Source organism: Actinomadura madurae, assembly GCF_900115095.1.
In the GTDB taxonomy this organism is placed as follows: Bacteria; Actinomycetota; Actinomycetes; order Streptosporangiales; family Streptosporangiaceae; genus Spirillospora; species Spirillospora madurae.
The window spans coordinates 1-24,329 of the sequence record NZ_FOVH01000005.1 but is presented as its reverse complement, the minus strand read 5'-3'; the positions used below and the strand labels follow the sequence as shown (position 1 = coordinate 24,329).

Here is a 24,329-nt window from a genome sequence, read left to right as displayed (position 1 = left end):
CGAAAAGCAGGCCCCACCCACCCGGGGGCGGACCTGCTACCTCCATGGTCAAGTACCCGACCCACCCCACGGGAGGGAAATCACGACCTGTGGAAAACCCCAAGTTCAGTGCCGCTTGACGCCGAGGAGGGCGCGGGCGTCCGCGGCGGGCATCGGCGGGCGCTGCGCCAGGTGGGCGGCCTGGGCGGCGCGCTCCACCAGCTGGACGTTCGCCGTCACCGGACGACCCTTCGCCAGCGTGAGCGTGTCCTCCATCCCGACCCGCAGATGCCCGCCCGCCGACAACGCGGCGAACAGGACGGGCAGGGACGTCCGCCCGATGCCGGTGGCCGACCACGTCGCCCCGTCCGGCAGCGCCTCGACGGCCGCCACCAGCGACCGCGCGTCGCCCGGCATGCCGCCCGGGACGCCCATCACCAGATCGCAGTGGACGTGCCCGCCGTACGGAGGCCCGTGCTTGTCCAGCAGCCGCCGCAGCGCCGCCACCTGCCCCAGGTCGAACAGCTCGAACTCCGGGACGACCTCCAGCTCCTGCGTGCGCCGGTACAGCTCCACCATGAACGGCCACGGGTTCATGAACACGTCGTCGCCGAAGTTGACCGTCCCGCAGGTGAGCGAGCACATGTCGGGTTCCGCGTCCAGCACGCGCAGCCTGTCCTCGTACGGGTCGGTGACCGCGCCTCCGGTGGACAGTTGGACGATCAGCCCCGTGCTCTCCCGCAGCGCCGTCACCGTGTCCCGCAGCCGGGACGGGTCGAGCGTGGGCCGCGCGTCGTCGTCGCGGATGTGCACGTGGATCACGGCCGCCCCGGCGGCCTCGCACTCCTTGGCCGTCTGGACGAGTTCCTCCAGGGTGACGGGCAGGGCCGGAACGTCCGCCTTGGCGGACTCCGCGCCCGTGGGCGCCACCGTGATGAGCGTCGTTGCTCCCATAGGCGGCAGAATGCATGGTCATGCGTGCGGTAGTCCAGAGGGTGAGCCAGGCCGGCGTGTCCGTGGACGGGCGCGTCACCGGCGCGATCGAGGGGCCGGGACTGCTCGTCCTGGTCGGCGTGACGCACGACGACGGCCCGGAGAAGGCCCGCAGGCTGGCCGCGAAGCTGTGGGGGCTGCGCATCCTGCGGGACGAGAAGTCGTGCTCGGACGTGAACGCGCCGCTCCTCGTCGTGAGCCAGTTCACCCTCTACGGGGACGCGCGGAAGGGCCGCCGCCCATCCTGGACGGCCGCCGCGCCCGGCCCGGTCGCCGAGCCCCTGGTGGACGCGGTCGTCCGCGAGCTGCGGAGCATGGGGGCGAAGGTCGAGACGGGCGAGTTCGGCGCCGACATGGAGGTCGCGCTCGTCAACGACGGCCCGATCACCCTCGTCCTGGACGTCTGACCCACCCGCCGGGCTGCAGCGGGGCAGGGGCTACCGGAACCCGTAGACCATGCCGACGAGCGCCCCGACCGTGCCGGCGGTGGCGAGCAGGATGAGGGCCCGGTCCTGCGGGACGAGGCGTCCGCGCAGGTTCGGGGAGACGACCACGACGCCGGTGTCGCGGTCGGGTTCCTCGGCCGGCAGGGGCTTCTGGAAGGGGTTGCGGAGGCCCGCGAGGCGCCACAGCGCGTCGTTGCGGAGCCGCTGGTGGCCGGGGCGGGCGCAGGCGAACAGCCGTCCCCGCGTCCGCTCCGTGCAGGCGGCGCCCTGCTGGGTGAGGATCCGGCACATCGTCGGGACCAGCATGAACTCGTACAGGCACCAGCCGAGCAGCCCGAGCAGCGCGACGCGCCACGACTGGAACCAGTACGCCGCTCCGAAGACGGCCGCGAACAGGGCCCACCAGACCAGCGCGGACTCCCGGCCCGGACGGCGCCGGGTCCCTCTCCTGGCCGCCGGCGGCTCCTCTTTCCCCAGGTTCGGGACCATCGGTAGGAATCCACCTTCCCTGGGCGCCGGCCGGTCAGAAATCGTCTATGTCAGACGATATTCGTCCGGGGGGCCGCCTGCTACCCGTGTTTCGCCGCGCGGCGGCGGAGGGCGATCTGCGCGTTCGCGCCGGTCTCCGGGGAGACGACGACCTCCTGGGCCGCCGCGACGCCGCCGGCGAGCAGCTCGGCGTCCACCGGGACGTTGCGCTTGACCAGCGCGAGCGCGATCGGGCCGAGCTCGTGGTGGCGGGCGGCCGAGCCGACGGTGCCCACCGTGCGCCCGCCCGGGATCTCGACCGGGTCGCCGTGCGCGGGGAGCCGGTCGACGCTGCCGTCCAGGTGCAGGAACACCAGGCGGCGCGGGGGACGCCCCAGGTTGTGGACGCGGGCGACGGTCTCCTGCCCCCGGTAGCAGCCCTTGTTCAGGTGGACGGCGGTCTCCACGTACCCCGCCTCGTGCGGGATCGTCCGGTGGTCGGTGTCGAGCCCGAACCGGGGACGGTGCTCGGCGATGCGCAGCGCCTCGTACGCCCAGATCCCCGCCGGCCGCAGGCCGTCGGGGAAGGAGCCGCGCGGGACGATCCGCGTCGCGGTCCCCGCCACGTCCGGCCAGGAAGGGCCGGCATCGGACGACGGCGGCCCGGTGATCACCATGTACTCGTCCGACACGTCGGCGACCTCGACGCGCAGCATGAACCGCATCCGGTCGAGGAACTCCACCAGGGAGGGCGCCGTCCCGGGCTCGACGTGCGCCCAGACGGCCTCGCCGTCGTCGACGAGGAAGAGGTGGTGCTCGATGTGCCCGTTCGGGCTGAGCAGCAGCGCCTCGGTCGGCTCGAACGGCTTCAGACCGTCCAGGTGCTGGCTCAGGAGGCTGTGCAGCCAGCTCAGCCGGTCCGGCCCGGACACGCGGACGACGCCCCGGTTGCTCCGGTCGGCGAACGCCGCCCCCTCTTCGAGGGCGCGTTGCTCGCGCGCCGGGTCCCCGTAGTGCGCGGCGACCTCCTGGTCGGGCGCGTCGGCGGCGACGGCTCCGGGCGACTGCAGCAGAGGGCTTCCCATGCGTCCAGACTATGTGGCGCGGCACTCCTTGCACCGCCCGTAGACGGTGAGGTGGTGCACGTCGGTCTCGAACCCGAAGTCGCGCCGCAGGACGTCGGCCAGGCCGGACGCGGCGCGCGGGTCGACGTCCTCCACGGTGTGGCAGCCGCGGCACACGAGGTGGATGTGCTCGGCCTCGGCGGCGAGGTGGTAGTTCGGCGGACCGTGCCCGAGGTGGGCGTGCTTGACGAGGCCGAGCTCCTCCAGGAGTTCGAGCGTCCGGTACACGGTGGAGATGTTCACGCCGCGGGCCGTGCGCTGCACCTCGGTGCAGATCTCTTCGGGCGTCCCGTGCTCCAGGTTGGTGACCGCCTCAAGGACCAGCTGGCGCTGGGGCGTCACCCGGTACCCCTTCGCCCGCAGCTCCTCCTGCCACGACTCGACCATGCACCGAGTCTAGAACCCGGCGGCGCCGGTCCGGCCCGGCGTTTCAGCCGTCGGAAAACTCGCTTGCCCCACCGGACGGCGCTCGCATACGTTCGGGGTACGCGCGAAAGGAGGTGGTCCAAGAAATGGTTGATTCTAGGACTCGCGAGGTGGCTGTCCGCTAGTCGCCGTTCCGCCTCGGCGCCGCCGCCCCCGGCGGTGGCAACCGGTCGCGACGGTGACCGGCGAATCCCAGGCAGTTACCCGGTCCCCGGACCGATGGACCCGTCCTGTCCGTCGCCCCGCCTCCCGGCGGGAAGGTCCGGGGACCGTTCATTTCCGGGGGAGTTCAGGAGACCTTCTTGAGCTGCGCCGACAGGTGCGACTGGAGTTTCTGGCCCATCGCCGCCATGTCGTAGGCCCAGCCGAGGTCCTCCCCGATCAGCCCGTACAGGCGGTGGCCGCCGGTGACCTCCTTGGCCGACTCCGTGCGCGCGACGACGTCGGTCCGCAGCTCCACCCGGTTGAACGCCGCGTTCCCGACGTAGATCTCGACGATCCCGGTCGGGTGGGCCAGCGTCACCTCGACCTGGTGGCCGGGCTGCGGCCGCCAGTACCCCGTCTCCACGGCGAGCGGACGGCCGAGGGTGCCGTCCTCCTCGATCATCCAGGTCCGGCTCGAATAGATGAGGAAGGGCTTGCCGACGTGGGTGAAGGAGATCTCCTGGCCGAAGTTGAACGACTCGATCGTGGGGTAGCCGCCCACCCCGGCGCCCTCCCAGGTGCCGAGGAGGAACGCCAGGGGCTCTAGGTCCGGGTGCAGCTCAGGATCCATGGACACCGAGCGTAGCGGCGACCGCGGCCCGGCGCGTCCCGGCCGCCGGCCCGGCTTGAGAGGGACCGCCGTCCCTGTCCGTGCGCCGTCCCCGTCCCGATCATTGGACCGTGTCCGATCTCTCCCCGGCGATCGTCTTCCTGCTGATCCTCGCCGCGGTGCTGCTGGCCGCCGGCTGGGTCTGGCGGCTGCGCTTCCGCAGCCTGCGCCGCGCCGTCGCGACGAGTTGCGCGGGGGTGGCGGGGCTGCCCGGCGGCGTGCCCTGCCAGGTGAGCGGGACGGCCCAGGCCGTCCAGCCGGCGCCGTTCTCCGGGACGCCGTGCGCCTGGTACCGCGTCCGCGCCACGGCGAAGACCCGGAGCGGCAAGCGGGTCTTCATGGACGAGAAGTCGGCGGCGCCGTTCCCGCTCCAGGACGAGTCCGGGCGCTTCACCGTCGACCCGGGGACGGCGGCCGTCGACGGGGCCGTCCGGACGATGGACGAGCGCCGTCCCGAGCACGGGTCCCTGCCGGGCCTGACGACCGAGGAGGTCTCCGAGTACCGCTACGAGGAGTGGATCCTGCCGGCCGGGCGGCCGCTCTACATCCTCGGCACCGCGACGGGCGGGTCGATCGGCAAGGACGAGAAGACCGGCCAGTACAGCATCACCACGCGGACGCGCCGCGAGTTCGGGCGGCGGGCCGTGATGTTCATGGGGATCGGGTACGGCGGCGGCGCGTGCCTGGTCCTGGCCTCCGCCCTGATCGTCGCCCTCGACCATCTGGACTGAATCCCCTATTTCAGGCGGCTCAGGCGGATGACGAGGAGCACGGCGGCCACCGCCATGAGTCCGAGCACGGCGATGAGGATCGCCGCGTTCACCATTCCGCCCACGCGCAGGATGCTACGCGGTATCCCGGGACTAGAGTGCGACTATGGCCCGACCACTGGTGATCAAGGTGACGGCGGGCGCCGACGCCCCGGAGCGCTGCAACCAGGCGTTCACGGTGGCGGCGGCCGCCGCCGCGAGCGGCGTGCCGGTCTCGCTGTGGCTGACCGGCGAGTCGGCCTGGTTCGCGCTGCCGGGGCGGGCGAAGGAGTTCTCACTGCCGCACGCCACTCCGCTGGACGACCTTCTCGCCGTCGTCCTCTCCGCGGGGCGCGTCACCCTCTGCACCCAGTGCGCGGCCCGCCGCGAGATCGGCCCGGACGACGTCCTGCCGGGCGTCCGCATCGCCGGCGCCCCGACCTTCGTCGAGGAGATCACCACGGACGACGTCCAGGCCCTGGTGTACTGACCCGGGCAGCAGCCGCAGGTGGACCGTGGTGTCCAGGCTGAGGCCCGGCCGCCGCCCGGCAGGGAGCGGACGTGCCGGCGGCAGGCCCCCGCGACCCCCGGTGCGGGCGACGGCGAGGCCGCCGACCACGGAGCCGGCCAGGCCGAGCATGAGGTCCCCGATGGTGTCCCGGTAGATCGTGACGGCCTCGGGGGTGTCGAGGATGAAGACGCCGTACTCGAAGAACTCCCAGAGGATCGCCGCGGCGGCGCCCAGTCCGGCGCAGGTCAGGGCCAGCGTCCAGGCGGGCGGGCCGCCCCGGCGGCGCAGGGCGACGCCGGCGGCGGCGCTGAGCAGGGCCCAGTTCCCGAAGTGGCAGGCGTCGTCGAACCAGCCGACGGTGTCGTAGAGGTCGGCGGCGTTCCCGGCGACGTCCACGAGGAAGGGCAGCGTCACGAGGAGGTCGACGTCCCACGGGAAGGGCCGGCCCCGCCCGCGCAGCGCCCAGACGAGCGTGACGAGCATGACGGCCGCGGGGTAGGCGGCGACGCGGACGCCCATGGCCTTGTCCGCGAACCGGTCCCATTCCGGGAACACGACGACGAGTGCGAGGAGCGCGGCGAGCGCCGCCTTGGCTGCGAGGGCGAACGGGCGCCAGCGGGTGGTTTCCATGCCCGCAGCCTCGCCGCGGGCGGGGTGCCGCCGCATGGGCGCGAATACTCAGATTCGCCTGAGTGAGCCTGAGTGCGGATGACGGCGCCCAGAACGGATATAGATCAGCCGACACTCGTTCCGACGTGGGAGCCCCCGGATGGTCGACATACCCGCATGGGCCTGGGTCGCGACGATCGCGCTGATCACCATGCTGTTCGTCTTCGACCTGCTGGTCGCGGTCCGGCGGCCGCACGCGGTCGGGATCCGCGAGGCCACCTTCTGGTCGGTGTTCTACATCGCCGCCGCGCTGCTGTTCGGCCTCGCCGTGTGGGTCCTCGGCGGGTCGACGGCGGGCACCGAGTACTTCTCCGGCTGGATCGTCGAGAAGAGCCTGTCGGTCGACAACCTCTTCGTCTTCGTGATCATCATGGCGCGGTTCGCGGTGCCCCAGGAGTTCCAGCAGAAGGCGCTGCTGTTCGGGATCGCCGCCGCGCTCGTCCTGCGGGCCGTCCTCATCGCGGTCGGCGCCGCCGCGATCAGCCTGTTCTCCTTCACCTTCCTGCTGTTCGGGCTGATCCTCATCTGGACGGCCGTGCAGCTGATCCGGCACCGCAACGAGGAGCCCGACGTGGAGGACACCTTCCTCGTCCGCCGGGCGCGCAAGATCCTCCCGGTGAGCCAGGACTTCCACGGCGGGCGGATGCTGGCCCACGAGGACGGGCAGCGCGTCATGACACCGCTGCTCCTGGTGTTCATCGCCATCGGCAGCACCGACATCCTCTTCGCGCTGGACTCCATCCCGGCCGTCTTCGGCGTGACGAAGGAGCCGTTCCTCGTCTTCACCGCGAACGCGTTCGCCCTGCTCGGCCTGCGCGCCCTCTACTTCCTCATCGAGGGCCTGCTGGAACGCCTGGTCTACCTGTCGATCGGCCTGTCGGTCATCCTCGCGTTCATCGGCGTGAAGCTGATCATGCAGTTCCTGCACGAGGACGTCACCACGTCGGTTCCCGAGATACCGACGCCGCTCTCGCTCGGCACCATCCTGGTGATCCTGCTGGTCACGACCGGGGCCAGCCTGGTTCGCGTCCGGCACCACCCGGAGGAGAAGGCCAAGCCGGGCGCTCTCCGCAAGCGCCGCCAGAGGGAGACCCGCGAGGAACAGCCCGCCGAGCACTGACGGGCGGACGGTCACGGGCCGGCGCCGTCCGGTGCCCCGTGCGCGCCCGGGGTGTGCCCGAAGGCCCGGCGGAAGACGTCGATGAACGCGCTGGCCGACGACCAGCCGCACTGGTGGGCCACGGCGGTCACGGGCGTGTTCTCGGCGAGCAGGACCAGCGCGTGGTGGAGGCGCAGCTGGGTGCGCCACTGCGGGAACGTCATGCCGAGGTCGGCCCTGAAGAGCCGGGACAGCGTGCGGTCGCTCGCGCCGACCTCCCGCCCCAGCTCCGCCAGGGTGCGCCTGTCGGCGGGGTCGGCGTGCAGGATGCCGCACAGCGCCGTGAGCTGCGGGACGGTGGGAGCGGGCAGGTGCAGGGGCTGCTGCGCCGACGTGCGCAGCCGGTCGAGCAGCACCGCGCGAAGCCGTGCGCGCGCGGGGTCGCCGGCGCGGTCGGGCTCGCGGGTGTAGGCGAGGATCAGCTCCCGCAGCAGCGGGCCCACGGTGAGCACGGACGGCTCGTCCAGGCGGAGGGGGTTGTCGGTGGCGGGGAGGCCGACCAGGTGCAGCTCGACCTCGCCGTGGGCCTGGTGGGCGTGCGCGGCGCCGGCGGGGATCCAGATGGCGCGGTTGGCGGGCGCCACCCACGTCCCGGCGTCGGTGGTGACGGACACGACGCCCCGTCCGGCATAGGCGATGTGGTGGTCGTCGTGCCGGTGGGCGTCGATCTCGGCCCCCGGGGCCAGCCAGCGGGTGCGGGTGGGGGCGGCCGGCTGGTGGCGGATTTCCTGCATCGGTTGGCAGATTATCGGAAGCCCGACATTTCGTCCCGGCGCGAGCATGAACGGCGTGTCATCGCGAAAGCAGGTCCTCCTCCTGTCGGCCGGGCACGCCTGCGTGGACGTCTACCAGGGGTCCGTGACGGCGCTCGTCCCGTTCTTCGTCGCCGAGCGCCACTACACCTACGCCGCCGCCTCCGGGATCGTCCTCGCCGCGTCGCTGCTCTCGTCGGTGGCGCAGCCCCTGTTCGGCGCGCTCACCGACCGGTGGCCGATGCCCTGGCTGCTGCCCCTGAGCACGTTCCTCGGCGGGGCCGGGATCGCGCTGAGCGGTCTCGGCGGCGACTACGCGCTCACGCTGGTGTTCGTGGCGGTCTCCGGGGTCGGGGTCGCCGCGTACCACCCCGAGTCGGCCCGGGTCGCCCGCAAGGCCGGCGGGGCGAGCCACACGGCGATGAGCTGGTTCTCGGTCGGCGGCAACGTCGGATTCGCGCTGGCCCCGCTCCTGGTCGCCGCCGTGATCGCCCCGCACGACCTGCGGTTCACACCGTTCCTCGCCGTCCCGGCCCTCGTCGGCAGCGTCCTGTGCCTGCCCGTCCTGCGCGCGCTGGAGACGAGCACGCCCGGTGGCTCCGGCCCCTCCGCCGAGCAAGGCGTGGACGACAGGAGATCTTTCGTGAAGCTGTCGCTGGCCGTGGTCTGCCGATCCGTCGTGTTCATGGGGATGGCCACGTTCATCTCGTTCTACGCGCGGCAGCGCACGGGAGGCGGCATGGCCGCGGGCACCGCGGCCCTGTTCGTGCTGTACCTCGGCGGCGCGGTGGGCACCGTGCTGGGCGGCTCCCTGGCCGCCCGCTGGGACCGGGTCACCGCCGTGCGCAGGTCGTACCTCGTGACGGCCGTCGCCGTCGCGGGCATCGTGTTCGTCCCCGGCCCGGCGATCTACCTGTTCATCGCCCTGACCTCGGCCGGGCTCTACATCCCGTTCTCCCTCCAGGTCACCCTCGGCCAGGACTACCTGCCCACCCGGGTCGGGACCGCGAGCGGCGTCACGCTCGGGCTGACCGTCAGTATCGGCGGGCTCGCCGGCCCGGTCCTCGGGAGCGTCGCGGACGCGACGTCCCTGCGGACGGCGCTGACCCCGCTCATCGCGATGCCCGCCCTGGCCTGGCTGCTGATCCGCACCCTCCCCGAACCCGCCCTCCCGGCGCCCGCCGCGCCCGCGCCGCGGGCGGCGGAGGACGTGGCGCCGGGACGGTGACCCGCGCCCAGGGCGTGTCTCATGAGCCGGCGTCGCGGCGGCGCAGCAGGTTCATCGGGAGGGTGTGCAGGACGACCTGGTCGTCCTGGTTGAGGAGTTCGGCCCGGGTGCGGACGATGCCGCGGTCCGGCTTGGAGCGGGACGGGCGCGCCTCCAGCACGGCCACGCGGAGGCGCAGCGAGTCGCCGGGACGGACCGGCGCGGGCCAGCGCAGCTCGTCCACGCCGGGGGAGGCGAGGCTCGCGACGCGGGACAGGAAGTGGTCGGCGAACAGCCGCATCATGATCGAGCCGCTGTGCCAGCCGCTCGCGATGATCCCCTTGAAGGGGCCGGACGCGGCGAAGTCCGGGTCGACGTGGATGGGCTGCGGGTCGAACCGGCGGGCGAACTCGATGATCTCCGCCTCGTCCAGGGTGACGTGGCCGTACTCGTAGACGGCGCCGGCGGTGTAGTCCTCGAAGTAGCGGTCGTCGATGGGGGAGCCGAAGTCGTCACCGAGGGGGCGCGTGCTGATCGTCATGGCACCAGGATGGCCCAGCGGCGGATCGCTCCACCGGGCGGGCCTCAGCCGGGCGCGGGGGCGGGGACGTGGCGCCGCCATTCCTCCCAGAGCTCGGCGTGGAGCTTGTAGAGCCCGTAGGGGGTGTCGCCGGAGGGCTCCTGCAGGTGGGTGCCCTGGTCCACCTTCATCCCCGCCAGGCGGACGGGGAAGAAGGCCGCCACGCGCTCGTGGTCCTCGGTCCGCACGTGGAGCATCCAGGCGCCGTGGTGGGCGTCCGCGGAGATCTCGACGATGTCCGTCCAGGCGAGGCGGTGGCGGCCGTAGCCCCAGACCAGGGTGAGGGCGTCGCTGCGGAGGATCATGCGCGTGCGCAGCATCGGGAGGGCCCCGAGCGCGAGGAGGAAGCACACGGCTCCGGCGGCATAGGCCGGGAGGCCGGCGCCGCCGCGGGCCTTGTCGATCGCCACGACGCCGAAGAGCGCGGCGACGGCGGCTCCGGCGAGGAACATGCCGAGATGGCGGGGGCAGCGCAGCGTGCGCGATTCGATCATCGGGGCATTATGGGCCCGGCCGGGCGAGGGACGCGAGGAAGACGTCCAGCATCGCGGTCTGGCGGTCCGGGGGGTACGCGCCGGGGTCCAGGAGGGCGTGGACGACCAGGCCGTGCGCGAACGCGGCGGCCGCCGCGACGACGGCGTCCACGTCGGCCGAGGCGGGCAGCTCGCCCCGGGCGGCCGCGGCGGCCGCGTGCGGGCGGAGCCGGGCGCGCCAGTTCCGGTAGCGGAGCCGCTGGCGTTCGCCGAGGCCGGGGTCGGCGAGGGCGACGTCCCACGAGCCGACCCAGATCCGGTTCATGTCCGCCGCCGCGGGGGTGAGCGGCAGGACGTCGAGCAGGGCGGCGCGCAGGGAGCGCAGGCCGGGCGGGGCCTCGCGGAGGGGACGGTTCGCGGTGCGTTCGTCGGCGAGGTCGAGGGCGTGCGCGACCAGGGCCCTCTTGTTCGGGAAGTAGTGCGTGAGCAGGCCCGTCGAGGCGCCCATCTCGGCGGCGACGGCGCGCAGGGTCAGGCCGCCGAAGCCGCGGGCGGCGAGGACGCGCCAGACGGCCTCGGACACGTCCCGGCGGCGGGCGTCGTGGTCACCTCGGGCGGGCATTCCCGTAGAGTACATAACAAACGTTTGGCACGTACCCCCTGGAGGCCCCCATGTTCGCCCGCACGCTCGCCGACGGTGCCGAACTGCGCCCGTTCGAGCCCTGGCAGGCCGCCGAGTTCGCCGCGCACGCGGACAGGGTCCGCGCGGACATCGAGCAGTACATCCCGTGGGCGCGGACGGTGGTGGACGAGGAGTCGGCCCGGAAGGTGCTCCAGTCCTACGCCGACAGGCAGGCCGAGGACACGGGCCGCATGTACGGCATCTGGGTGGACGGCGTCCTCCAGGGCGGGACGGTCTTCCGGACGTTCGACGCCGCGCAGGGCGTCTGCGAGGCCGGTGTCTGGCTCGCGGCGGAGGCGCGGGGCCGCGGCCTGATCACCGAGGCCGTCCGCGTCATGATCGACTGGGCGGTCGGCACGCGGGGGATGCACCGCGTCGAGTGGCTCTGCGACCCGCGCAACACCGCGAGCGCCGCGGTGGCGAAGCGGCTGGGCATGACCTGCGAGGGCGTCCACCGGCAGGCGTTCGTGCTGGACGGCGAGCGCCGCGACGTCCAGGTGTGGGCCGTCCTCGCCGAGGAGTGGGCGGGCTGACCGGGCGCGGCTAGGGGATGGGGAGCGGGCGCTCCAGCGCCGACAGGCTGAGCAGGACGAGCGACGCCGTCCAGCCGAGCGGCGCCGGACCGGCCGGCTTGCCGGTCACGCCGACCTTCTCCGGCAGGACGCCCAGCGACGTGCGGTGCGCGGACAGCCAGGCGAGGCGGCTCAGCGCGTCGCCGGTCCGCCCCGAGGCGGCGGCGTTCAGCCCGAACAGCGCCGTCTCCGGCGTCCAGGCGACGTCCGGGTCGCCGGACCAGCGCTCGCCCGGCAGGACGCCCCCGTTCGGCAGCGCCTGCTTGCGCGCGGCGTCCCCGATCGCGACGGTCACGCCCGGGTCGGGATGCGCGAAGGGGGGCGCGAGGAAGGTCACCGAGGTGTCCATCAGCCCGCCGGGGATGGGCGAGCGCGGGTATCCGTAGGGCGCGAACTGCCGGTCCACCGCGTCCGACACCCGCCGCGCCGCGTGCCGCCACTCGGCGGCCTTGCCGCCCTCGCCGCGCATCCCCGCGAGGTCGGCGGCCGCGCGCAGCCCGGCCAGCGCGGGCCCGACGACGCCGAGCGTGGGGCGCCGCGGGTCCTGCTCGCGGCGGTGGTCGCGTTCCCAGTAGTCGGACGACGCGGGCGGCAGCCCCTCGGCGTCCAGCGAGCGCGCCAGATGGTCGGCGGCGCGCTGCACCATCGGCCAGAGTGCGGGCAGCTCGTCGGCGTCCCTGCTCTGGACGCGGTAGAACCAGGCGGCCCACAGCACCCAGCCGAGCGAGTCGAGCTGCGGCGCGCGGCCGTCCGCGACCGCCGTCCCGTCGGCGTTGTAGCGCGCGGCCCACATGCCGTTCTCGTTCTGGGCGCGGGCGAGGAAGCGCAGCACGCGGCGCGCCTCGGACGTGTGCCCCGTCACCGTGAACGCGGCGACGGTGAACGCGGAGTCGCGGGGCCAGCAGTACCGCCACTTGGAGTACCAGGACGCGAGGGACGCCCCGTTCGGGCGGGTGAGGAGGCGCAGGTCGAGGAGCGCGCGGGCCGCCATGTCGCGGTGGCTCCCGTCCGGCCCGCCGGGGATCGTTCCCTGGGCCAGCCACGCGCTGTCGGACCGGACGGCCCGTGCCACCCGCGGATCGGACGCCCCCACGGTGACCGGGGTGTCGCCGCCGGACGGGATGAGCCGGATCCGCCCGTCCGCGAGCTTGATCACCGAGCTGTCCGGCAGGTAGGACGCCCCGTCGGCCTGGTCGGGCGGGAGCGGGACGCCGGCGAAGGGCCATCCGCCGCCGCCGACGAGCCCCGGGCTCGCCCAGCCCGGCCCCGGCGGCTCGGGGACGGTGACGCCGCCGGTCGCGACGAGCGCGGCCACGACGAGCATCGCCGCCGTGCGGCGGACCGTGCGGACGCGCGACCGCCGGCGCGAGGCGGGCCGCCGCCGGGCGGGCCCGCGGCGCGGGGGCGGCGGGACCGGCAGGACCGGGGTGGCGGGAACGGGTGCGGCGAGGGATGTGTCCCGTTCTTCCGCCATCGCCATGCGTTCGCCCCCTTTGCCGCATCAGCCGCCCGGCCGAAATAAGTACATCAAACTACGTCAATTGGTTCATCCTCCTCACGTGCCACTCGTGCCCTCCCTTGAGGATGAGCACACCTGACGCCCCGCGGTACTCGCCGCGGGAGGGAACTCTCGGTGACATATGGACCCGGCGGCATCACCACGAAGACTGGTTGACTAGGCTGCATCGACGGAGCGGACCGCAGAGTGCCGGCCGCACGGACACCCGTGTAACCCCCACTCGTGTGGTCACATTTGGCTGTCGATCCGTAAAAAGGACGCCTCGTGGACCTGTTCGAACATCAGGCGAAGGAACTCTTCGCCGAGTACGGGGTACCGGTGCCCACCGGCAAGGTCGCCCATACTCCCCAGGAAGCCCGGGCCATCGCGGCGGAGCTGTTCGCCGCGGGAAGCTCGAAGGTCGTCGTCAAGGCCCAGGTGAAGACCGGGGGCCGCGGCAAGGCCGGCGGCGTGAAGCTGGCCGACTCCGCCGACGAGGCCCAGGAACTCGCCACCCGGATCCTCGGCATGGACATCAAGGGCCACACGGTCCACAAGGTCCTGATCGAGGAGGGCAGCGCGATCGCCCAGGAGTACTACTTCTCCTTCCTGCTCGACCGGGCGAACCGCACCTTCCTGTCCATCTGCTCCGTCGAGGGCGGCGTGGAGATCGAGGAGGTGCCGCACGACCGGCTGGCGATGGTGCCGATCTCCCCGCTGGACGGCGTCGACCGGGCCAAGGCCCGCGAGATCGCCGAGCAGGGCCGGCTGCCGCAGGAGGCGGTCGAGGGCGCCGCCGAGCTCATCGAGCGGCTGTGGGCCGTGTTCACCGACGAGGACGCCTCCCTCGTCGAGGTGAACCCGATGATCCTCACCGCCGACGGCCAGGTGAAGGCGCTCGACGGCAAGGTCTCCCTGGACGACAACGCCGCCTTCCGCCAGGACGACCACGAGGAGCTGGAGGACAAGGCCGCGGCCGACCCCCTGGAGGCCGCGGCCAAGGCCAAGGACCTCAACTACGTCAAGCTGGACGGCAGCGTCGGCATCATCGGCAACGGCGCCGGCCTGGTCATGTCCACCCTCGACGTGGTCGCCTACGCGGGCGAGCAGTTCGACAGGCAGAAGCCGGCGAACTTCCTCGACATCGGCGGCGGGGCGTCCGCCGAGGTGATGGCGAACGGGCTGGAGATCGTCCTGTCCGACACCGACGTCAAGTCCGTCTTCGTCAACGTCTTCGGCGGCATCACCGCGTGCGACGCCGTCGCCAACGGCATCGTCGCGGCCTACAAGCTGCTGGCCGACCGCGGCGAGGCCGTCGACCGCCCGCTCGTCGTCCGGCTGGACGGCAACAACGCCGAGCTCGGGCGCACGATCCTCAACGACGCGGCGCTGCCCGGCGTCCAGCAGGTCGACACCATGGACGACGCGGCCAAGCGCGCCGCCGAACTCGCAGCGGCAGGTGCATGACAATGGCGATCTGGCTCACCGAGAACAGCAAGATCATCGTGCAGGGCATCACGGGCTCCGAGGGCACCAAGCACGGCCGCCGGATGCTCGCCTCCGGCGCCCAGGTCGTCGGCGGCGTGAACGCCCGCAAGGCCGGCCAGTCCGTCGACTTCGACGGCACCGTCCTCCCGGTGTTCGGCACCGTCAAGGAGGCCATGGCCGAGACCGGCGCGGACGTCTCCGTCGTGTTCGTCCCGCCGAAGTTCACCAAGGACGCCGTCGTCGAGGCGGTCGACGCCGAGATCCCGCTCTGCGTCGTCATCACCGAGGGCATCCCGGTGCACGACACCGCCTACTTCTGGGCCTACGCCGAGAAGGCCGGCAACAAGACGCGGATCATCGGGCCGAACTGCCCCGGCATCGCGTCCCCCGGCAAGTCCAACGCGGGCATCATCCCGGCCGACATCACCACCCCCGGCCGCATCGGCCTGGTGTCCAAGTCGGGCACGCTGACCTACCAGATGATGTACGAGCTGCGCGACATCGGCTTCTCCACCTGCGTCGGCATCGGCGGCGACCCCGTCATCGGGACGACCCACGTCGATGCCCTCCAGGCGTTCCAGGACGACCCGGACACCGACGGCATCGTCATGATCGGTGAGATCGGGGGCGACGCCGAGGAGCGCGCCGCCGCCTACATCGAGAAGAACGTGACCAAGCCGGTCGTCGGCTACGTCGCCGGGTTCACCGCCCCCGAGGGCAAGACCATGGGCCACGCCGGCGCCATCGTGTCCGGCTCCGCCGGCACCGCGCAGGCGAAGAAGGAGGCCCTGGAGAAGGTCGGCGTCCGCGTCGGCAAGACCCCGAGCGAGACCGCCGTCCTCATGCGGGAGATCATGAAGAACCGCTGACCGGCGGTACCGAGAAGACGCCCGAGCCGCTCCGCGCGGTCCGGGCGTCTTCTCGCGTGCGCGCCCGCGGGACGGCGGGACGGGACGACGGCACGACGGCACGACGGCACGACAAAGGCGACACGCCGGGCCGGGCGGGGCCCGGCGGGGCGGGGGCGGTGCCAGCATGGAGCCCGTGAGCGACAAGACCCCCGGGCGGCGTGCGGAGCGGGACCCGGCGAAGGGCGGGCCGCCGCGCGCGGACTCCGGCCGAGAGCGCCCGGCCCCCGCGGCCAGGCCGCTGTACGTGACGGGGCTCGTCGCGGCGCTGTGGTGCATCGGCATCGGGCTCGCCGTGCTGACCACGATCACGCTGATCGGGTGGATCGCCGCGCCGAAGACCGCGCTGGGGCACGGCATGGCCGGGGTGTTCCGGACCGCCGTGAACTTCTGGCTCGTCTCCCACCACGCGGGCTTCTCCTACGGGCAGGGGCGGTTCGGGCTGCTGCCGCTGGGCGTCCTCGTCCTGCCGGGGGTGCTGCTGCACCGGGGCGGCGGCTGGATGATCCGGGTGGTCGGGCTCCAGCACCGGCAGCGGATCGCGGTCGTGCACGTGGCGGTCGCGCTGGCCGCGCCGTACGCCGGCCTGGCCGGGCTGCTGGCGCTCGCGGCCTCGTCGGAGACCGTCCGGCCGTCGGCCTGGCAGGCGCTCGTCGGGTGCTTCCTCGTCGCCGCCGTCGCGGGCGGGCTCGGCGCCGCGCGGGCGGTCGTGGCGGCCGAGGCGCGGGAGGGCCGGGTCCGGTCCGGGCTGGGCGCGCTGCTGAAGCTGCTGCCGGAACGGCCGCGGTCCCTCGTGATCGGCGTGGCGGGGTCGCTGAGCGTGCTGCTGGCGTCGGGCGCGATCCTCGTCGGCGCGTCCCTCGCCCTGCACCTGTCGGACGCCGCCGACCTCTACGACATGCTCGCGCCCGGTGTCGTCGGCGGCGTCCTGCTGCTGCTGGTCGAGCTGGCGTTCCTGCCGAACGCGGCGATCTGGGGGATGGCCTACGCGGTCGGGCCCGGTTTCTCGGTCGGCGCCGGGACGAGCGTCTCCCCGACGGGGGTGTTCCTGGACGCGGTCCCCGCGTTCCCGCCGCTCGCCGCGCTTCCCCAGCCCGGTCCCGCCCCCGCGATCTCCCTGCTGGCGCTGGCCGCGCCGTTCGTCGCGGGCGCGGTCGGCGGCGTCCTCACGATCCGGTCGCTGCCGAGCCCGGTGTCGGAGGGCGCCCCGCTGTGGGGCTTCGTGTCCGGCGCGCTGACCGGGGCCGTCGCGGCGCTGCTGACCGCGCTGTCCGGCGGGCCGCTCGGCGGCGGGCGGATGGCGACCGTGGGCCCCTCCGCCTGGCAGGTCGGGCTGCTGGCCGCCCTGGAGGTGGGCATCTCGGCGGCGATCGCGGCGTGGGTCGCGAACTGGATGGTGCTGCGCCGCCCGGAGCGCGACACCCGGAAGAAGAAGCGGGCCGCCGGGAAACCGGCTTCCAAGAAACGGGCACCGAAGCCCGCACCGAAACCGAAGAAGCGGGCGCGGGTCGCGCCGGAGCCGGCGATGCCGCTGTCCGCGCCCATCCCCGGCGACTACGACCCGCGGCCGGGGACGGCGCCCGAGCCGCCGCCGAGGGCTCCGCACGCGCCCGGACGGCTGGAGTTCGAGGAGGCCGAGCCCGTCCTCGCGCCGCGCCGGGCCCGCCGCCGTGCCGACCCCCTGCCCGACCTGGCCGCGGAACCGTCCCCGCCGCCGCCTCCGCCGCCGAGCGACGGCACGGTCGTCGTGGAGGGCCACGTGGTGGACGAGCAGATCGTGGACGAGCACGTGGTCGACGAGCACGCGGAGCCGGAGCCCGAGGAGCCGCCCCGGCCCGTCCCGCCCCCGCGCGAGGACCCGGGGCGCACCGAGAACCGCGGCGGCGCCATCTACGTCCTGCGGGAGGACCCCGACCAGGACGGCTAGAGCAGGTCGCCGTACTTGTCCATGCTCCCCGCGGGCAGGCCGAGCTTCTTCTCGATCTTCGGGTAGTACTCGTCGCGGCACGCCTGCTTGTCGGTGGTCGTGTTCGACGCGCTGACGCAGTTCTGGTAGCCGCTCAGCTCCGACCACAGGAACGCCGTGAGCGACACCGACATCAGCGAGAACGCGAGCCCGATCGCGCCGAGCACGATGCCGGGGACGGCGCCGGGCGCGGTGTCCCGCGCGCGGCGCGCGAAGCGGCGGGCCCGGATGCCGACGACCAGCGCGGCGACGCCCAGCACCAGGCCGAGCGGGTAGAAGAAGACCGCGGTCAGCAGCGCGATGCCGCCGAGCCACAGGGCCCGCCAGCCGGTGCGCCGGGCGTCCTGCCGCGGTCCCGCGGGCGGCTGACCCGCCGGGTGCCCGCCGGGGCGGTCCTCGGGCGGGGCCGGCGGGCCCTGCTGCTCGCTCACGTTCGTCTCCTCCTGGCCCGTGGGGTCCGACTGGGATCAAGCGGCACCGAGCTCGCCCGATAGGCTTCGTGGTGTCCCAGCAACGTCCACCGGGGAGTCATGTGTCCGCCCGGCTCGTCGTCCTCGTCTCCGGCGCGGGGACCAACCTACAAGCGCTGCTCGACGCGTGCGCGGATCCAGCCTACGGGGCGCAGGTCGTGGCCGTGGGTGCGGACCGTCCCGATATCGGGGGAACCGAGCGCGCCGAACGCTCCGGTGTGCCCACTTTCACCCTGCGTGTCCCCGATTTTCCGTCTCGCTCCGACTGGGACGCCGCCCTCACCGAGGCGGTCGGCGCCTACGAGCCAGACCTGGTCGTCTCCGCCGGCTTCATGAAGATCCTCGGCCCCCGGTTCCTCGCCCGGTTCGGCGGCCGGACGGTCAACACCCACCCCGCGCTGCTCCCGTCCTTCCCCGGCGCCCACCCCGTACGGGACGCCCTGGCGTACGGGGTCAAGGTCACGGGCTGTACGGTTCACTTCGTCGACGAAGGCGTGGACACCGGACCCGTCATAGCCCAGGAGACCGTCCCCGTGGGCTGGCATGACGACGAGGACTCCCTGCACGAGCGCATCAAGCGGGTGGAGCGCCGCCTCCTCGTCGACGTCGTCGGACGCCTCGCCCGCGACGGCTGGACCGCGCACGGCAGGCGGGTCTCGATGAAGTGCAGGACCTGTGGTGATTCGTCCGATCAAGAGGGGAGCTCGGCCGGTGAGTCGGGTGGCGATTAAGCGCGCGCTGATCAGCGTGTACGACAAGTCCGGGCTGGAGGAGCTGGCCCGGGGCCTGCACGAGGCGGGTGTGGAGATCGTCTCGACCGGGTCCACGGCGGGCCGGATCTCCGCCGCCGGGGTGCCGGTGATGAAGGTGGAGAAGCTCACCGGGTTCCCCGAGTGCCTGGACGGGCGGGTCAAGACCCTGCACCCCCGCGTGCACGCCGGCCTGCTCGCCGACCGCCGCAAGGACGACCACCTCCAGCAGCTCGACGACCTCGGCGTTGAGCCGTTCGACCTGGTCGTCGCCAACCTGTACCCGTTCGCCGACACGGTGGACTCCGGCGCCGGGCCGGACGAGTGCGTCGAGCAGATCGACATCGGCGGGCCCACGATGGTCCGCGCCGCCGCGAAGAACCACGCGAGCGTCTCCGTCGTCGTCGACCCGTCCGCATACGCGACGGTCCTCGCCGCCGTGAAGGCGGGCGGCTTCACCCTGGACGAGCGCCGCCGCCTCGCCGCGCGCGCGTTCGCCCACACGGCGTCCTACGACGTCGCCGTCGCGTCCTGGTTCGCGAGCGCCTACGCGCCCGACGAGACCGCCGCCGAGACGCGGTGGCCGGACTTCCTCGGCGCCACCTGGGAGCGGTCGAACACCCTGCGGTACGGCGAGAACCCGCACCAGCGGGCCGCGCTGTACCGGTCGCCGGGCGAGACCCCTCACGGCCGCCCCGGCTTGGCCGGGGCGGAGCAGCTGTACGGCAAGGAGATGTCGTACAACAACTACGTCGACACCGACGCCGCCCGCCGCGCCGCCTACGACTTCACCGAGCCGTGCGTCGCGATCATCAAGCACGCTAACCCGTGCGGCATCGCCGTCGGCGCCGACATCGCCGCGGCGCACCGCAAGGCGCACGCCTGCGACCCCGTCTCGGCGTACGGCGGCGTGATCGCGGCGAACCGCCCGGTCACCGCCGCGATGGCCCGGCAGGTCACCGAGAGCTTCGCCGAGGTGCTGGTGGCCCCGTCCTTCGAGGACGAGGCCGTGACCGTCCTCAAGGACCGGTTCAAGAACATCCGGCTGCTGGTCTGCCCGGACGCCCCGGCGGGCGCGGCCGAGTACCGGCGCATCGACGGCGGCGTCCTGCTGCAGGGCGTCGACCGCGTGGACGCGCCCGGCGACGACCCGGCCGCCTGGGAGCTCAAGGCCGGCGAGGCCGCGGACGAGGCCGCCCTCCGCGACCTGGCGTTCGCGTGGCGGGCGATCCGGTCGGTGAAGTCCAACGCGATCCTGCTGGCCGCCGACGGCGCCACCGTCGGCGTCGGCATGGGCCAGGTCAACCGGGTCGACTCCGCCAAGCTCGCCGTCGCGCGGGCCGGCGCGGAGCGGGCGGCGTCGGCGGTGGGCGCCTCCGACGCCTTCTTCCCCTTCCCGGACGGCCTGGAGGTGCTCACCGAGGCGGGCGTGAAGGCGATCGTCCAACCGGGCGGCTCCGTCAACGACGGCAAGGTCATCGAAGCCGCCGAGAAGGCCGGAATCACCCTCTACTTCACGGGAGTCAGGCACTTCTTTCATTGAGTCTTTCTCCTCCTTCGGGCCTGGCGGCCCTCCATCGTCGAAAGACTCGGGCGATCGCCGGCATCGCTTCGACTCGCCTTGCGGCTCGCTGCGCGATCAGGGTCTCGCTTCGCTCGCCCCTGCCTTCGGACGCGATCGCAACCATTGAGGTTGTCGCGTGGTTGCGGCGGTGGCTGGGGTTGGCGGGGCGGTGTGGTGAGGAACACGGTCTTTCGGGGTTTGGGGGAGGTGGGGCACGGTGGCGAGGCGGGTAGCCTCGGGCGCACCGCGCCCCGTAATCCTCCCTTGACCCTGGCGCGGGCGTTCCGTTATGGAGGCGGGATGGATGTCGTGGTGTCCCTCATGCTGGGCGTCGTGTACCGGGCCGACTCGCTGCTCATGGAGTCCCGGCAGGTGATCGGGCTGGTCGCCGCCTTCCTGGCCGCGGTGCTGGCCGCGCAGCTGGGCTGGCACGGCACCGACCGCCTCATCGCCTGGCGGCAGGGCTCCGAGGACTGACCCGCCGCGATCAGCGCAGCCGGGCGCGCAGGCGCGCCTCGGCGGCGGGCCAGTCGTCGTCCGTCATGGCGTAGGCGGCCGTGTCGCGGACCGAGCCGTCCGCCAGGATCCGGTGCTTGCGGTGCACGCCCTCGAACGACGCGCCGAGGCGCTCGATGGCCGCCCGCGACCGCGCGTTCCGGACGTGCGTGTGCCACCCGACCCGCATCGCGCCGAGGTCGTCGAACGCGCGCCCCATCAGCAGCAGCTTCGCCTCGGTGTTGATCGCCGTGCGGTGCCACCGCGACCCGAGCCAGGTGTGGCCGATGCACAGGCCGCGGTGGGACGGGACGATCTCGTAGTACGACGTCGTCCCGGCGACCTCCCCCGTGGAGACGTCGATCTGGGCCCAGGGGAGGCGCAGGCCGCGCTCGCACGCCGCGAGCGCCTTGCCGACGAGCACCCGCATCCGCGCGACCGTCGTCGGCCGCCGCTCGCTCAGCCACGTCCACACGGCCGGGTCCCCGGACGCCGCGAAGAGGCCCTCGGCGTGCTCGTCCGACAGCGGCTCCAACCGCACGTACCGCCCGGTCAGCACGGGCCGCTCGAACCATTCGTCGCTCATGCGGACCACGCTAGGAGCCGCCGGCCGGCATCCGGCAGGGCCACTCGGCGCCGATTTCCACAAGCCACCGCGGTACCGTGCCGCCGCCGGCCGGCCGGTTAGCATGGAGGGCCAACGCGACTGGCGCGGTCAAGGTGGATCACCACCGGGGAGCGAACGACGGTCCGGACACCGCGCGCCTGGGTGGACGGGGCCCCTGCCGCGGCCGTGCTGCGAGCCGGTCCCGGTCCAGGTGAGATCCACGCGGAGGTACGCATGACGGCACAGACTCTGGACGGCAAGGCCACGGCCGCCGAGATCCGCTCCGACCTCAAGGTCCGCGTCGAGGCACTGCGCGACCGCGGCGTGTCGGTCGGGCTCGGCACGGTGCTGGTCGGCGACGACCCCGGCAGCCACTCCTACGTCAACATGAAGCACCGCGACTGCGCCGAGGTCGGCATCGAGAGCATCCGCCGCGACCTGCCCGCCACCGCCACCCAGGACGACGTGGAACGCGCCGTCGCCGAGCTGAACGCCGACCCCGCCTGCACCGGCTACATCGTCCAGCTGCCCCTCCCGAAGGGCCTCGACGAGCAGCGCGTGCTGGAGCGCATCGACCCGTCCAAGGACGCCGACGGCCTGCACCCCGTCAACCTCGGCCGGCTCGTGCTGATGCAGCCGGGCCCGCTGCCCTGCACGCCGAAGGGCATCGTCGAGCTGCTGCGCCGGTTCGACGTCCCGATCAAGGGCGCTGAGGTCACCGTCGTCGGCCGCGGCATCACCGTCGGGCGCGCCCTCGGCCTGCTGCTGACCCGCCGCTCCGAGAACGCGACCGTCACCCTCTGCCACACCGCGACCCGCGACCTCGCGGCGCACACCCGCGCGGCCGACATCGTCGTGGCCGCCGCCGGCGTCCCCGGCCTGATCACCGCGGACATGGTCAAGCCCGGCGCCGCCGTCCTCGACGTCGGCGTGTCCCGGGTGGACGGCAGGCTCGCCGGCGACGTCGCGGCCGACGTCCGCGACGTGGCCGGCTGGGTCGCGCCCAACCCCGGCGGCGTCGGCCCGATGACCCGCGCGATGCTGCTCGCCAACGTCGTCGAGGCCGCCGAGCGGGCCGCCTGACCGCACACGTACGGAGACCGCCACCCAGCACCAGGGTGGCGGCCTCCGCCCACGTCTCCCCGAGCCGCGCCGTCACGTACGCGGGACGGGGGTCTGGGCGATCGCCCTCGCAAGTGCGCTGCCGCGGAGGGCGACCGCGGTTCACATCAGCTGGCCCTCCGCCCGGCCGTGCTGTGCGCCGGACGTCCCGGCCCATGTGCTGCGTGGCCCGGCGCCCCGGGCCTGCGCGTCTCGCCCGTGGTCCGCACCCCGGACACCCGGCCGTCCATCGGCGGGCGGCCCTGGGGCACGTGCACCGGCGGCAGCGGCCGGACGAGGCCCATCGCGATGACCTCGTTGGCGAGCCGCGTGCGCCGGTTGGCGCCCTCGGGGATGCGGAACTTCTGGTAGAGACGCAGCAGGTGCTGCTTGACGGCCGCCTCGGTGACGACCAGCTCGCCGGCGATGTCGCGTGCCGTGGCGGGGGCCACGAACGCCTCGTCGGACAGGGCGGGCCGGCACAGCGAGGTCAGCACGTCGACCTCGCGGCGGGTGAGCTCGGGCGCGACGGCGCGCCGCAGTTCGACGTCCGGGTCGACCTCCTCACGGGGGATTCCCCCCAAGCGGCAGCGCGCCGTGCCGAAGCTCACGACGTCGCCGTCCTCCAGGACTCGGCGGGCGATCGGCCGCCCGTTGACGCGCGTCCCGTTGCGGGACAGGCCCATGTCCACCACGTAGACGTACGGACCGCGTCGGACGATCTCTGCGTGCAAACGGGACACACTCGGGTCGTCGAGGCGTACGTCGACTCCTCTCCCTCTCCCGACCGTCGTAACGTCGGGGCGCAGCGGCATCACCAGCCCGCTGTCCTCGATCCGCATGAACGGCCCCTCCACGGCAGTCCTCCCAGCTAGTTAGCGACCCCTGTCTGCCGGGTTACCCGGGCGCCGTACTGTCACACCCTCCTACTGACGAGTAGGTCCGATGCCGCAAGGGATTCGGGTCTCCCGGGTCCCTCCGCGGCCCCACCCGTCCCACCCTCATTCCCGGCCCCGGGTGACAAGCCGGACCGTTCCACCGCGCCCCTCGCGCCCGCGATGTCGTCCGGCGGACCGATTGCCTATACCGTGAGGGCCATGAGCACCCAGGTGCACCGGCGCAGGCGCAGGGCGCCGCGCCGCAGAGGCGCCGCGCCGCACTGGCTCGCCCAGCTGCCGTACCTCCTCGTGCTCAGCGGCGTCGGTGCCGGGCTCACGCTGTGCGCCTTCAACTACTTCCGCAAGGGCTCCGGCCTGATGGCCGCCGCGCTGCTCATCGGCGCGCTCGCCCGGCTGCTGCTGCCCGAGTCGCAGCTCGGCCCGCTCGCCGTCCGGAGCCGCTCGGTCGACTGCTGGACGCTCGTGATCCTCGGCGAGATGGTCGCGTTCGTGTCCCTGAGCGTCCCGCCGATGAACAAGACCGGGCTCGTCCTCGCCGGCGCGTTCGGCGTGCTGATCGCGCTGACGGCGCTGGCGCGCGGCGTGCGGTTGCTCATCGCCGGACGCTCCGCCAGGCCGGGCGGCGGCCCGCCGGGCTAGCTGTACTCGGTCATGATCTTGGTGACAGTCGGGTGATGGGCGGCTTGCCGCCCAGGGCTGAGTGGGGGCGTGCGGTGTTGTAGTGCTCCAGCCAGGGTCCGAGTGCTTGTGTGCGCTGGTCGTTGCTGGTGTAGGGGCGTCGGTAGGCCCATTCGGTGGCCAGGGTGCGGTTGAGGCGTTCGGCCTTGCCGTTGGTCCATGGGCAGCGGGGGCGGGTGAACTTCTGCCGGGCGCCCAGTTCGGTGCAGGCCTGCTGGAAGGCGGCCGAGACTCGGTAGTTGCGGGCGTTGTCGGTCAGGACCCGCTGGATGCGGGTGATGCCGTGGGCGGCGAAGAACGTC

At 73.3% G+C, this 24,329-nt stretch carries 28 protein-coding genes, 1 pseudogene and 1 riboswitch; of the genes and pseudogenes, 14 read left to right on the top strand and 15 right to left on the bottom strand.

The genetic code is table 11. The annotated features are described in order from the left end of the window. Positions 1–105: 105 nt before the first annotated feature. A complete protein-coding gene (locus BM339_RS16250) occupies positions 106–933 on the bottom strand; it encodes a beta-keto acid cleavage family enzyme (protein WP_075021382.1) in 828 nt (275 codons plus the stop codon). Between the two features lie 20 nt (positions 934–953). On the opposite strand from BM339_RS16250, the gene dtd reads away from it, so the two are divergent. Then, complete coding sequence (gene dtd, locus BM339_RS16245) at positions 954–1,379, top strand: D-aminoacyl-tRNA deacylase (RefSeq protein WP_075021621.1); 426 nt, start codon at positions 954–956, stop codon at positions 1,377–1,379. 30 nt (positions 1,380–1,409) lie between these two features. Here dtd and BM339_RS16240 read toward each other — a convergent pair whose 3' ends face one another. The 4 genes from BM339_RS16240 to BM339_RS16225 form a co-directional block, all read right to left on the bottom strand. Beyond that, positions 1,410–1,907: a hypothetical protein gene (locus tag BM339_RS16240; protein WP_075021381.1), complete on the bottom strand. Its 498-nt coding sequence runs from the start codon at positions 1,905–1,907 to the stop codon at positions 1,410–1,412. A gap of 80 nt (positions 1,908–1,987) precedes the next feature. Beyond that, positions 1,988–2,971, bottom strand: a complete 984-nt coding sequence (ygfZ, locus tag BM339_RS16235) for a CAF17-like 4Fe-4S cluster assembly/insertion protein YgfZ (protein WP_021597959.1) — start codon at positions 2,969–2,971, stop codon at positions 1,988–1,990. A gap of 9 nt (positions 2,972–2,980) precedes the next feature. Next, positions 2,981–3,397, bottom strand: a complete 417-nt coding sequence (locus tag BM339_RS16230) for a Fur family transcriptional regulator (RefSeq protein ID WP_021597960.1) — start codon at positions 3,395–3,397, stop codon at positions 2,981–2,983. 328 nt (positions 3,398–3,725) lie between these two features. Then, positions 3,726–4,211 (bottom strand): heme-binding beta-barrel domain-containing protein, encoded by a 486-nt coding sequence (locus BM339_RS16225; RefSeq protein ID WP_021597961.1) that lies wholly within the window; start codon positions 4,209–4,211, stop codon positions 3,726–3,728. 110 nt (positions 4,212–4,321) lie between these two features. On the opposite strand from BM339_RS16225, the gene BM339_RS16220 reads away from it, so the two are divergent. Continuing rightward, entirely contained in the window at positions 4,322–4,981 is a 660-nt protein-coding gene (locus BM339_RS16220; RefSeq protein ID WP_021597962.1) for a GIDE domain-containing protein, read from the top strand. 145 nt (positions 4,982–5,126) lie between these two features. Then, entirely contained in the window at positions 5,127–5,489 is a 363-nt protein-coding gene (locus BM339_RS16215) for a DsrE family protein (protein ID WP_075021380.1), read from the top strand. 114 nt (positions 5,490–5,603) lie between these two features. On the opposite strand, the pseudogene BM339_RS52950 reads toward BM339_RS16215, so the two are convergent. Next, a pseudogene (locus tag BM339_RS52950) lies at positions 5,604–6,140 on the bottom strand (DUF2238 domain-containing protein); the annotation flags it as partial. A 139-nt stretch (positions 6,141–6,279) separates the two neighbouring features. On the opposite strand from BM339_RS52950, the gene BM339_RS16210 reads away from it, so the two are divergent. Beyond that, entirely contained in the window at positions 6,280–7,299 is a 1,020-nt protein-coding gene (locus BM339_RS16210; RefSeq protein WP_021597966.1) for a TerC family protein, read from the top strand. 11 nt (positions 7,300–7,310) lie between these two features. Here BM339_RS16210 and BM339_RS16205 read toward each other — a convergent pair whose 3' ends face one another. Beyond that, positions 7,311–8,072, bottom strand: coding sequence for a helix-turn-helix transcriptional regulator (locus tag BM339_RS16205; RefSeq protein ID WP_075021379.1), 762 nt, complete (start codon positions 8,070–8,072; stop codon positions 7,311–7,313). Positions 8,073–8,127: 55 nt separating this feature from the next. On the opposite strand from BM339_RS16205, the gene BM339_RS16200 reads away from it, so the two are divergent. Continuing rightward, positions 8,128–9,318: an MFS transporter gene (locus tag BM339_RS16200; protein ID WP_256255371.1), complete on the top strand. Its 1,191-nt coding sequence runs from the start codon at positions 8,128–8,130 to the stop codon at positions 9,316–9,318. A 19-nt stretch (positions 9,319–9,337) separates the two neighbouring features. Here the strand turns inward: BM339_RS16200 and BM339_RS16195 are convergent, their stop codons facing one another. The 3 genes from BM339_RS16195 to BM339_RS16185 are packed head-to-tail and all read right to left on the bottom strand — an operon-like array spanning position 9,338 to position 10,972. Then, positions 9,338–9,838: a MaoC family dehydratase gene (locus tag BM339_RS16195; RefSeq protein WP_021599622.1), complete on the bottom strand. Its 501-nt coding sequence runs from the start codon at positions 9,836–9,838 to the stop codon at positions 9,338–9,340. A gap of 44 nt (positions 9,839–9,882) precedes the next feature. Then, positions 9,883–10,371 (bottom strand): PH domain-containing protein, encoded by a 489-nt coding sequence (locus tag BM339_RS16190; protein ID WP_075021377.1) that lies wholly within the window; start codon positions 10,369–10,371, stop codon positions 9,883–9,885. A 7-nt stretch (positions 10,372–10,378) separates the two neighbouring features. Further along, positions 10,379–10,972 carry a TetR/AcrR family transcriptional regulator gene (locus BM339_RS16185; RefSeq protein ID WP_143118448.1) on the bottom strand — a complete coding sequence of 198 codons (594 nt, stop codon included), beginning with the start codon at positions 10,970–10,972 and terminating at the stop codon, positions 10,379–10,381. 50 nt (positions 10,973–11,022) lie between these two features. Here BM339_RS16185 and BM339_RS16180 point away from each other — a divergent pair, with 50 nt between their 5' ends. Then, positions 11,023–11,565, top strand: coding sequence for a GNAT family N-acetyltransferase (locus BM339_RS16180; RefSeq protein WP_021599625.1), 543 nt, complete (start codon positions 11,023–11,025; stop codon positions 11,563–11,565). Between the two features lie 10 nt (positions 11,566–11,575). On the opposite strand, the gene BM339_RS16175 is transcribed toward BM339_RS16180, so the two are convergent. After that, on the bottom strand, positions 11,576–13,084 hold the full coding sequence (locus tag BM339_RS16175; protein WP_024935617.1) for a glycoside hydrolase family 15 protein: 1,509 nt from the start codon (positions 13,082–13,084) through the stop codon (positions 11,576–11,578). 303 nt (positions 13,085–13,387) lie between these two features. Here BM339_RS16175 and sucC point away from each other — a divergent pair, with 303 nt between their 5' ends. From sucC to BM339_RS16160, 3 genes are all read left to right on the top strand, one after another. Next, positions 13,388–14,569, top strand: a complete 1,182-nt coding sequence (gene sucC / locus BM339_RS16170; protein ID WP_021600243.1) for an ADP-forming succinate--CoA ligase subunit beta — start codon at positions 13,388–13,390, stop codon at positions 14,567–14,569. 2 nt (positions 14,570–14,571) lie between these two features. Beyond that, complete coding sequence (gene sucD / locus BM339_RS16165) at positions 14,572–15,459, top strand: succinate--CoA ligase subunit alpha (RefSeq protein ID WP_075021375.1); 888 nt, start codon at positions 14,572–14,574, stop codon at positions 15,457–15,459. Positions 15,460–15,634: 175 nt separating this feature from the next. After that, positions 15,635–17,425 (top strand): cell division protein PerM, encoded by a 1,791-nt coding sequence (locus tag BM339_RS16160; RefSeq protein WP_256255370.1) that lies wholly within the window; start codon positions 15,635–15,637, stop codon positions 17,423–17,425. Here BM339_RS16160 and BM339_RS16155 read toward each other — a convergent pair. Next, complete coding sequence (locus tag BM339_RS16155) at positions 17,422–17,895, bottom strand: hypothetical protein (protein ID WP_075021374.1); 474 nt, start codon at positions 17,893–17,895, stop codon at positions 17,422–17,424. The genes BM339_RS16160 and BM339_RS16155 overlap by 4 nt on opposite strands. A 101-nt stretch (positions 17,896–17,996) precedes the next feature. Here BM339_RS16155 and purN point away from each other — a divergent pair, with 101 nt between their 5' ends. From purN to BM339_RS49870, 3 genes are all read left to right on the top strand, one after another. After that, on the top strand, positions 17,997–18,665 hold the full coding sequence (gene purN / locus BM339_RS16150) for a phosphoribosylglycinamide formyltransferase (RefSeq protein WP_083597664.1): 669 nt from the start codon (positions 17,997–17,999) through the stop codon (positions 18,663–18,665). Continuing rightward, a complete protein-coding gene (gene purH / locus BM339_RS16145; protein ID WP_075021373.1) occupies positions 18,646–20,226 on the top strand; it encodes a bifunctional phosphoribosylaminoimidazolecarboxamide formyltransferase/IMP cyclohydrolase in 1,581 nt (526 codons plus the stop codon). Before purN ends, purH begins: the two co-directional genes overlap by 20 nt. A 321-nt stretch (positions 20,227–20,547) precedes the next feature. Further along, a complete protein-coding gene (locus BM339_RS49870) occupies positions 20,548–20,724 on the top strand; it encodes a hypothetical protein (protein WP_021596499.1) in 177 nt (58 codons plus the stop codon). A 10-nt stretch (positions 20,725–20,734) separates the two neighbouring features. Here the strand turns inward: BM339_RS49870 and BM339_RS16140 are convergent, their stop codons facing one another. Next, a complete protein-coding gene (locus tag BM339_RS16140) occupies positions 20,735–21,328 on the bottom strand; it encodes a GNAT family N-acetyltransferase (protein ID WP_075021372.1) in 594 nt (197 codons plus the stop codon). Between the two features lie 106 nt (positions 21,329–21,434). After that, positions 21,435–21,520: riboswitch (ZMP/ZTP riboswitch) on the top strand. Between the two features lie 63 nt (positions 21,521–21,583). Between BM339_RS16140 and BM339_RS16135 the strand changes: the two genes are divergently transcribed. Continuing rightward, the gene (locus BM339_RS16135; protein ID WP_075021371.1) at positions 21,584–22,432 is read left to right on the top strand and encodes a bifunctional methylenetetrahydrofolate dehydrogenase/methenyltetrahydrofolate cyclohydrolase; all 849 of its coding nucleotides are present in this window, start codon (positions 21,584–21,586) and stop codon (positions 22,430–22,432) included. A gap of 146 nt (positions 22,433–22,578) precedes the next feature. Here BM339_RS16135 and BM339_RS16130 read toward each other — a convergent pair whose 3' ends face one another. After that, complete coding sequence (locus tag BM339_RS16130; protein ID WP_412520545.1) at positions 22,579–23,292, bottom strand: FHA domain-containing protein; 714 nt, start codon at positions 23,290–23,292, stop codon at positions 22,579–22,581. A 255-nt stretch (positions 23,293–23,547) separates the two neighbouring features. On the opposite strand from BM339_RS16130, the gene BM339_RS16125 reads away from it, so the two are divergent. After that, positions 23,548–23,988 (top strand): DUF3017 domain-containing protein, encoded by a 441-nt coding sequence (locus BM339_RS16125; RefSeq protein WP_021596503.1) that lies wholly within the window; start codon positions 23,548–23,550, stop codon positions 23,986–23,988. A gap of 10 nt (positions 23,989–23,998) precedes the next feature. On the opposite strand, the gene BM339_RS16120 is transcribed toward BM339_RS16125, so the two are convergent. Next, a partial coding sequence (locus BM339_RS16120; protein WP_143118447.1) for an integrase core domain-containing protein occupies positions 23,999–24,329 on the bottom strand: 331 nt, incomplete at its 5' end.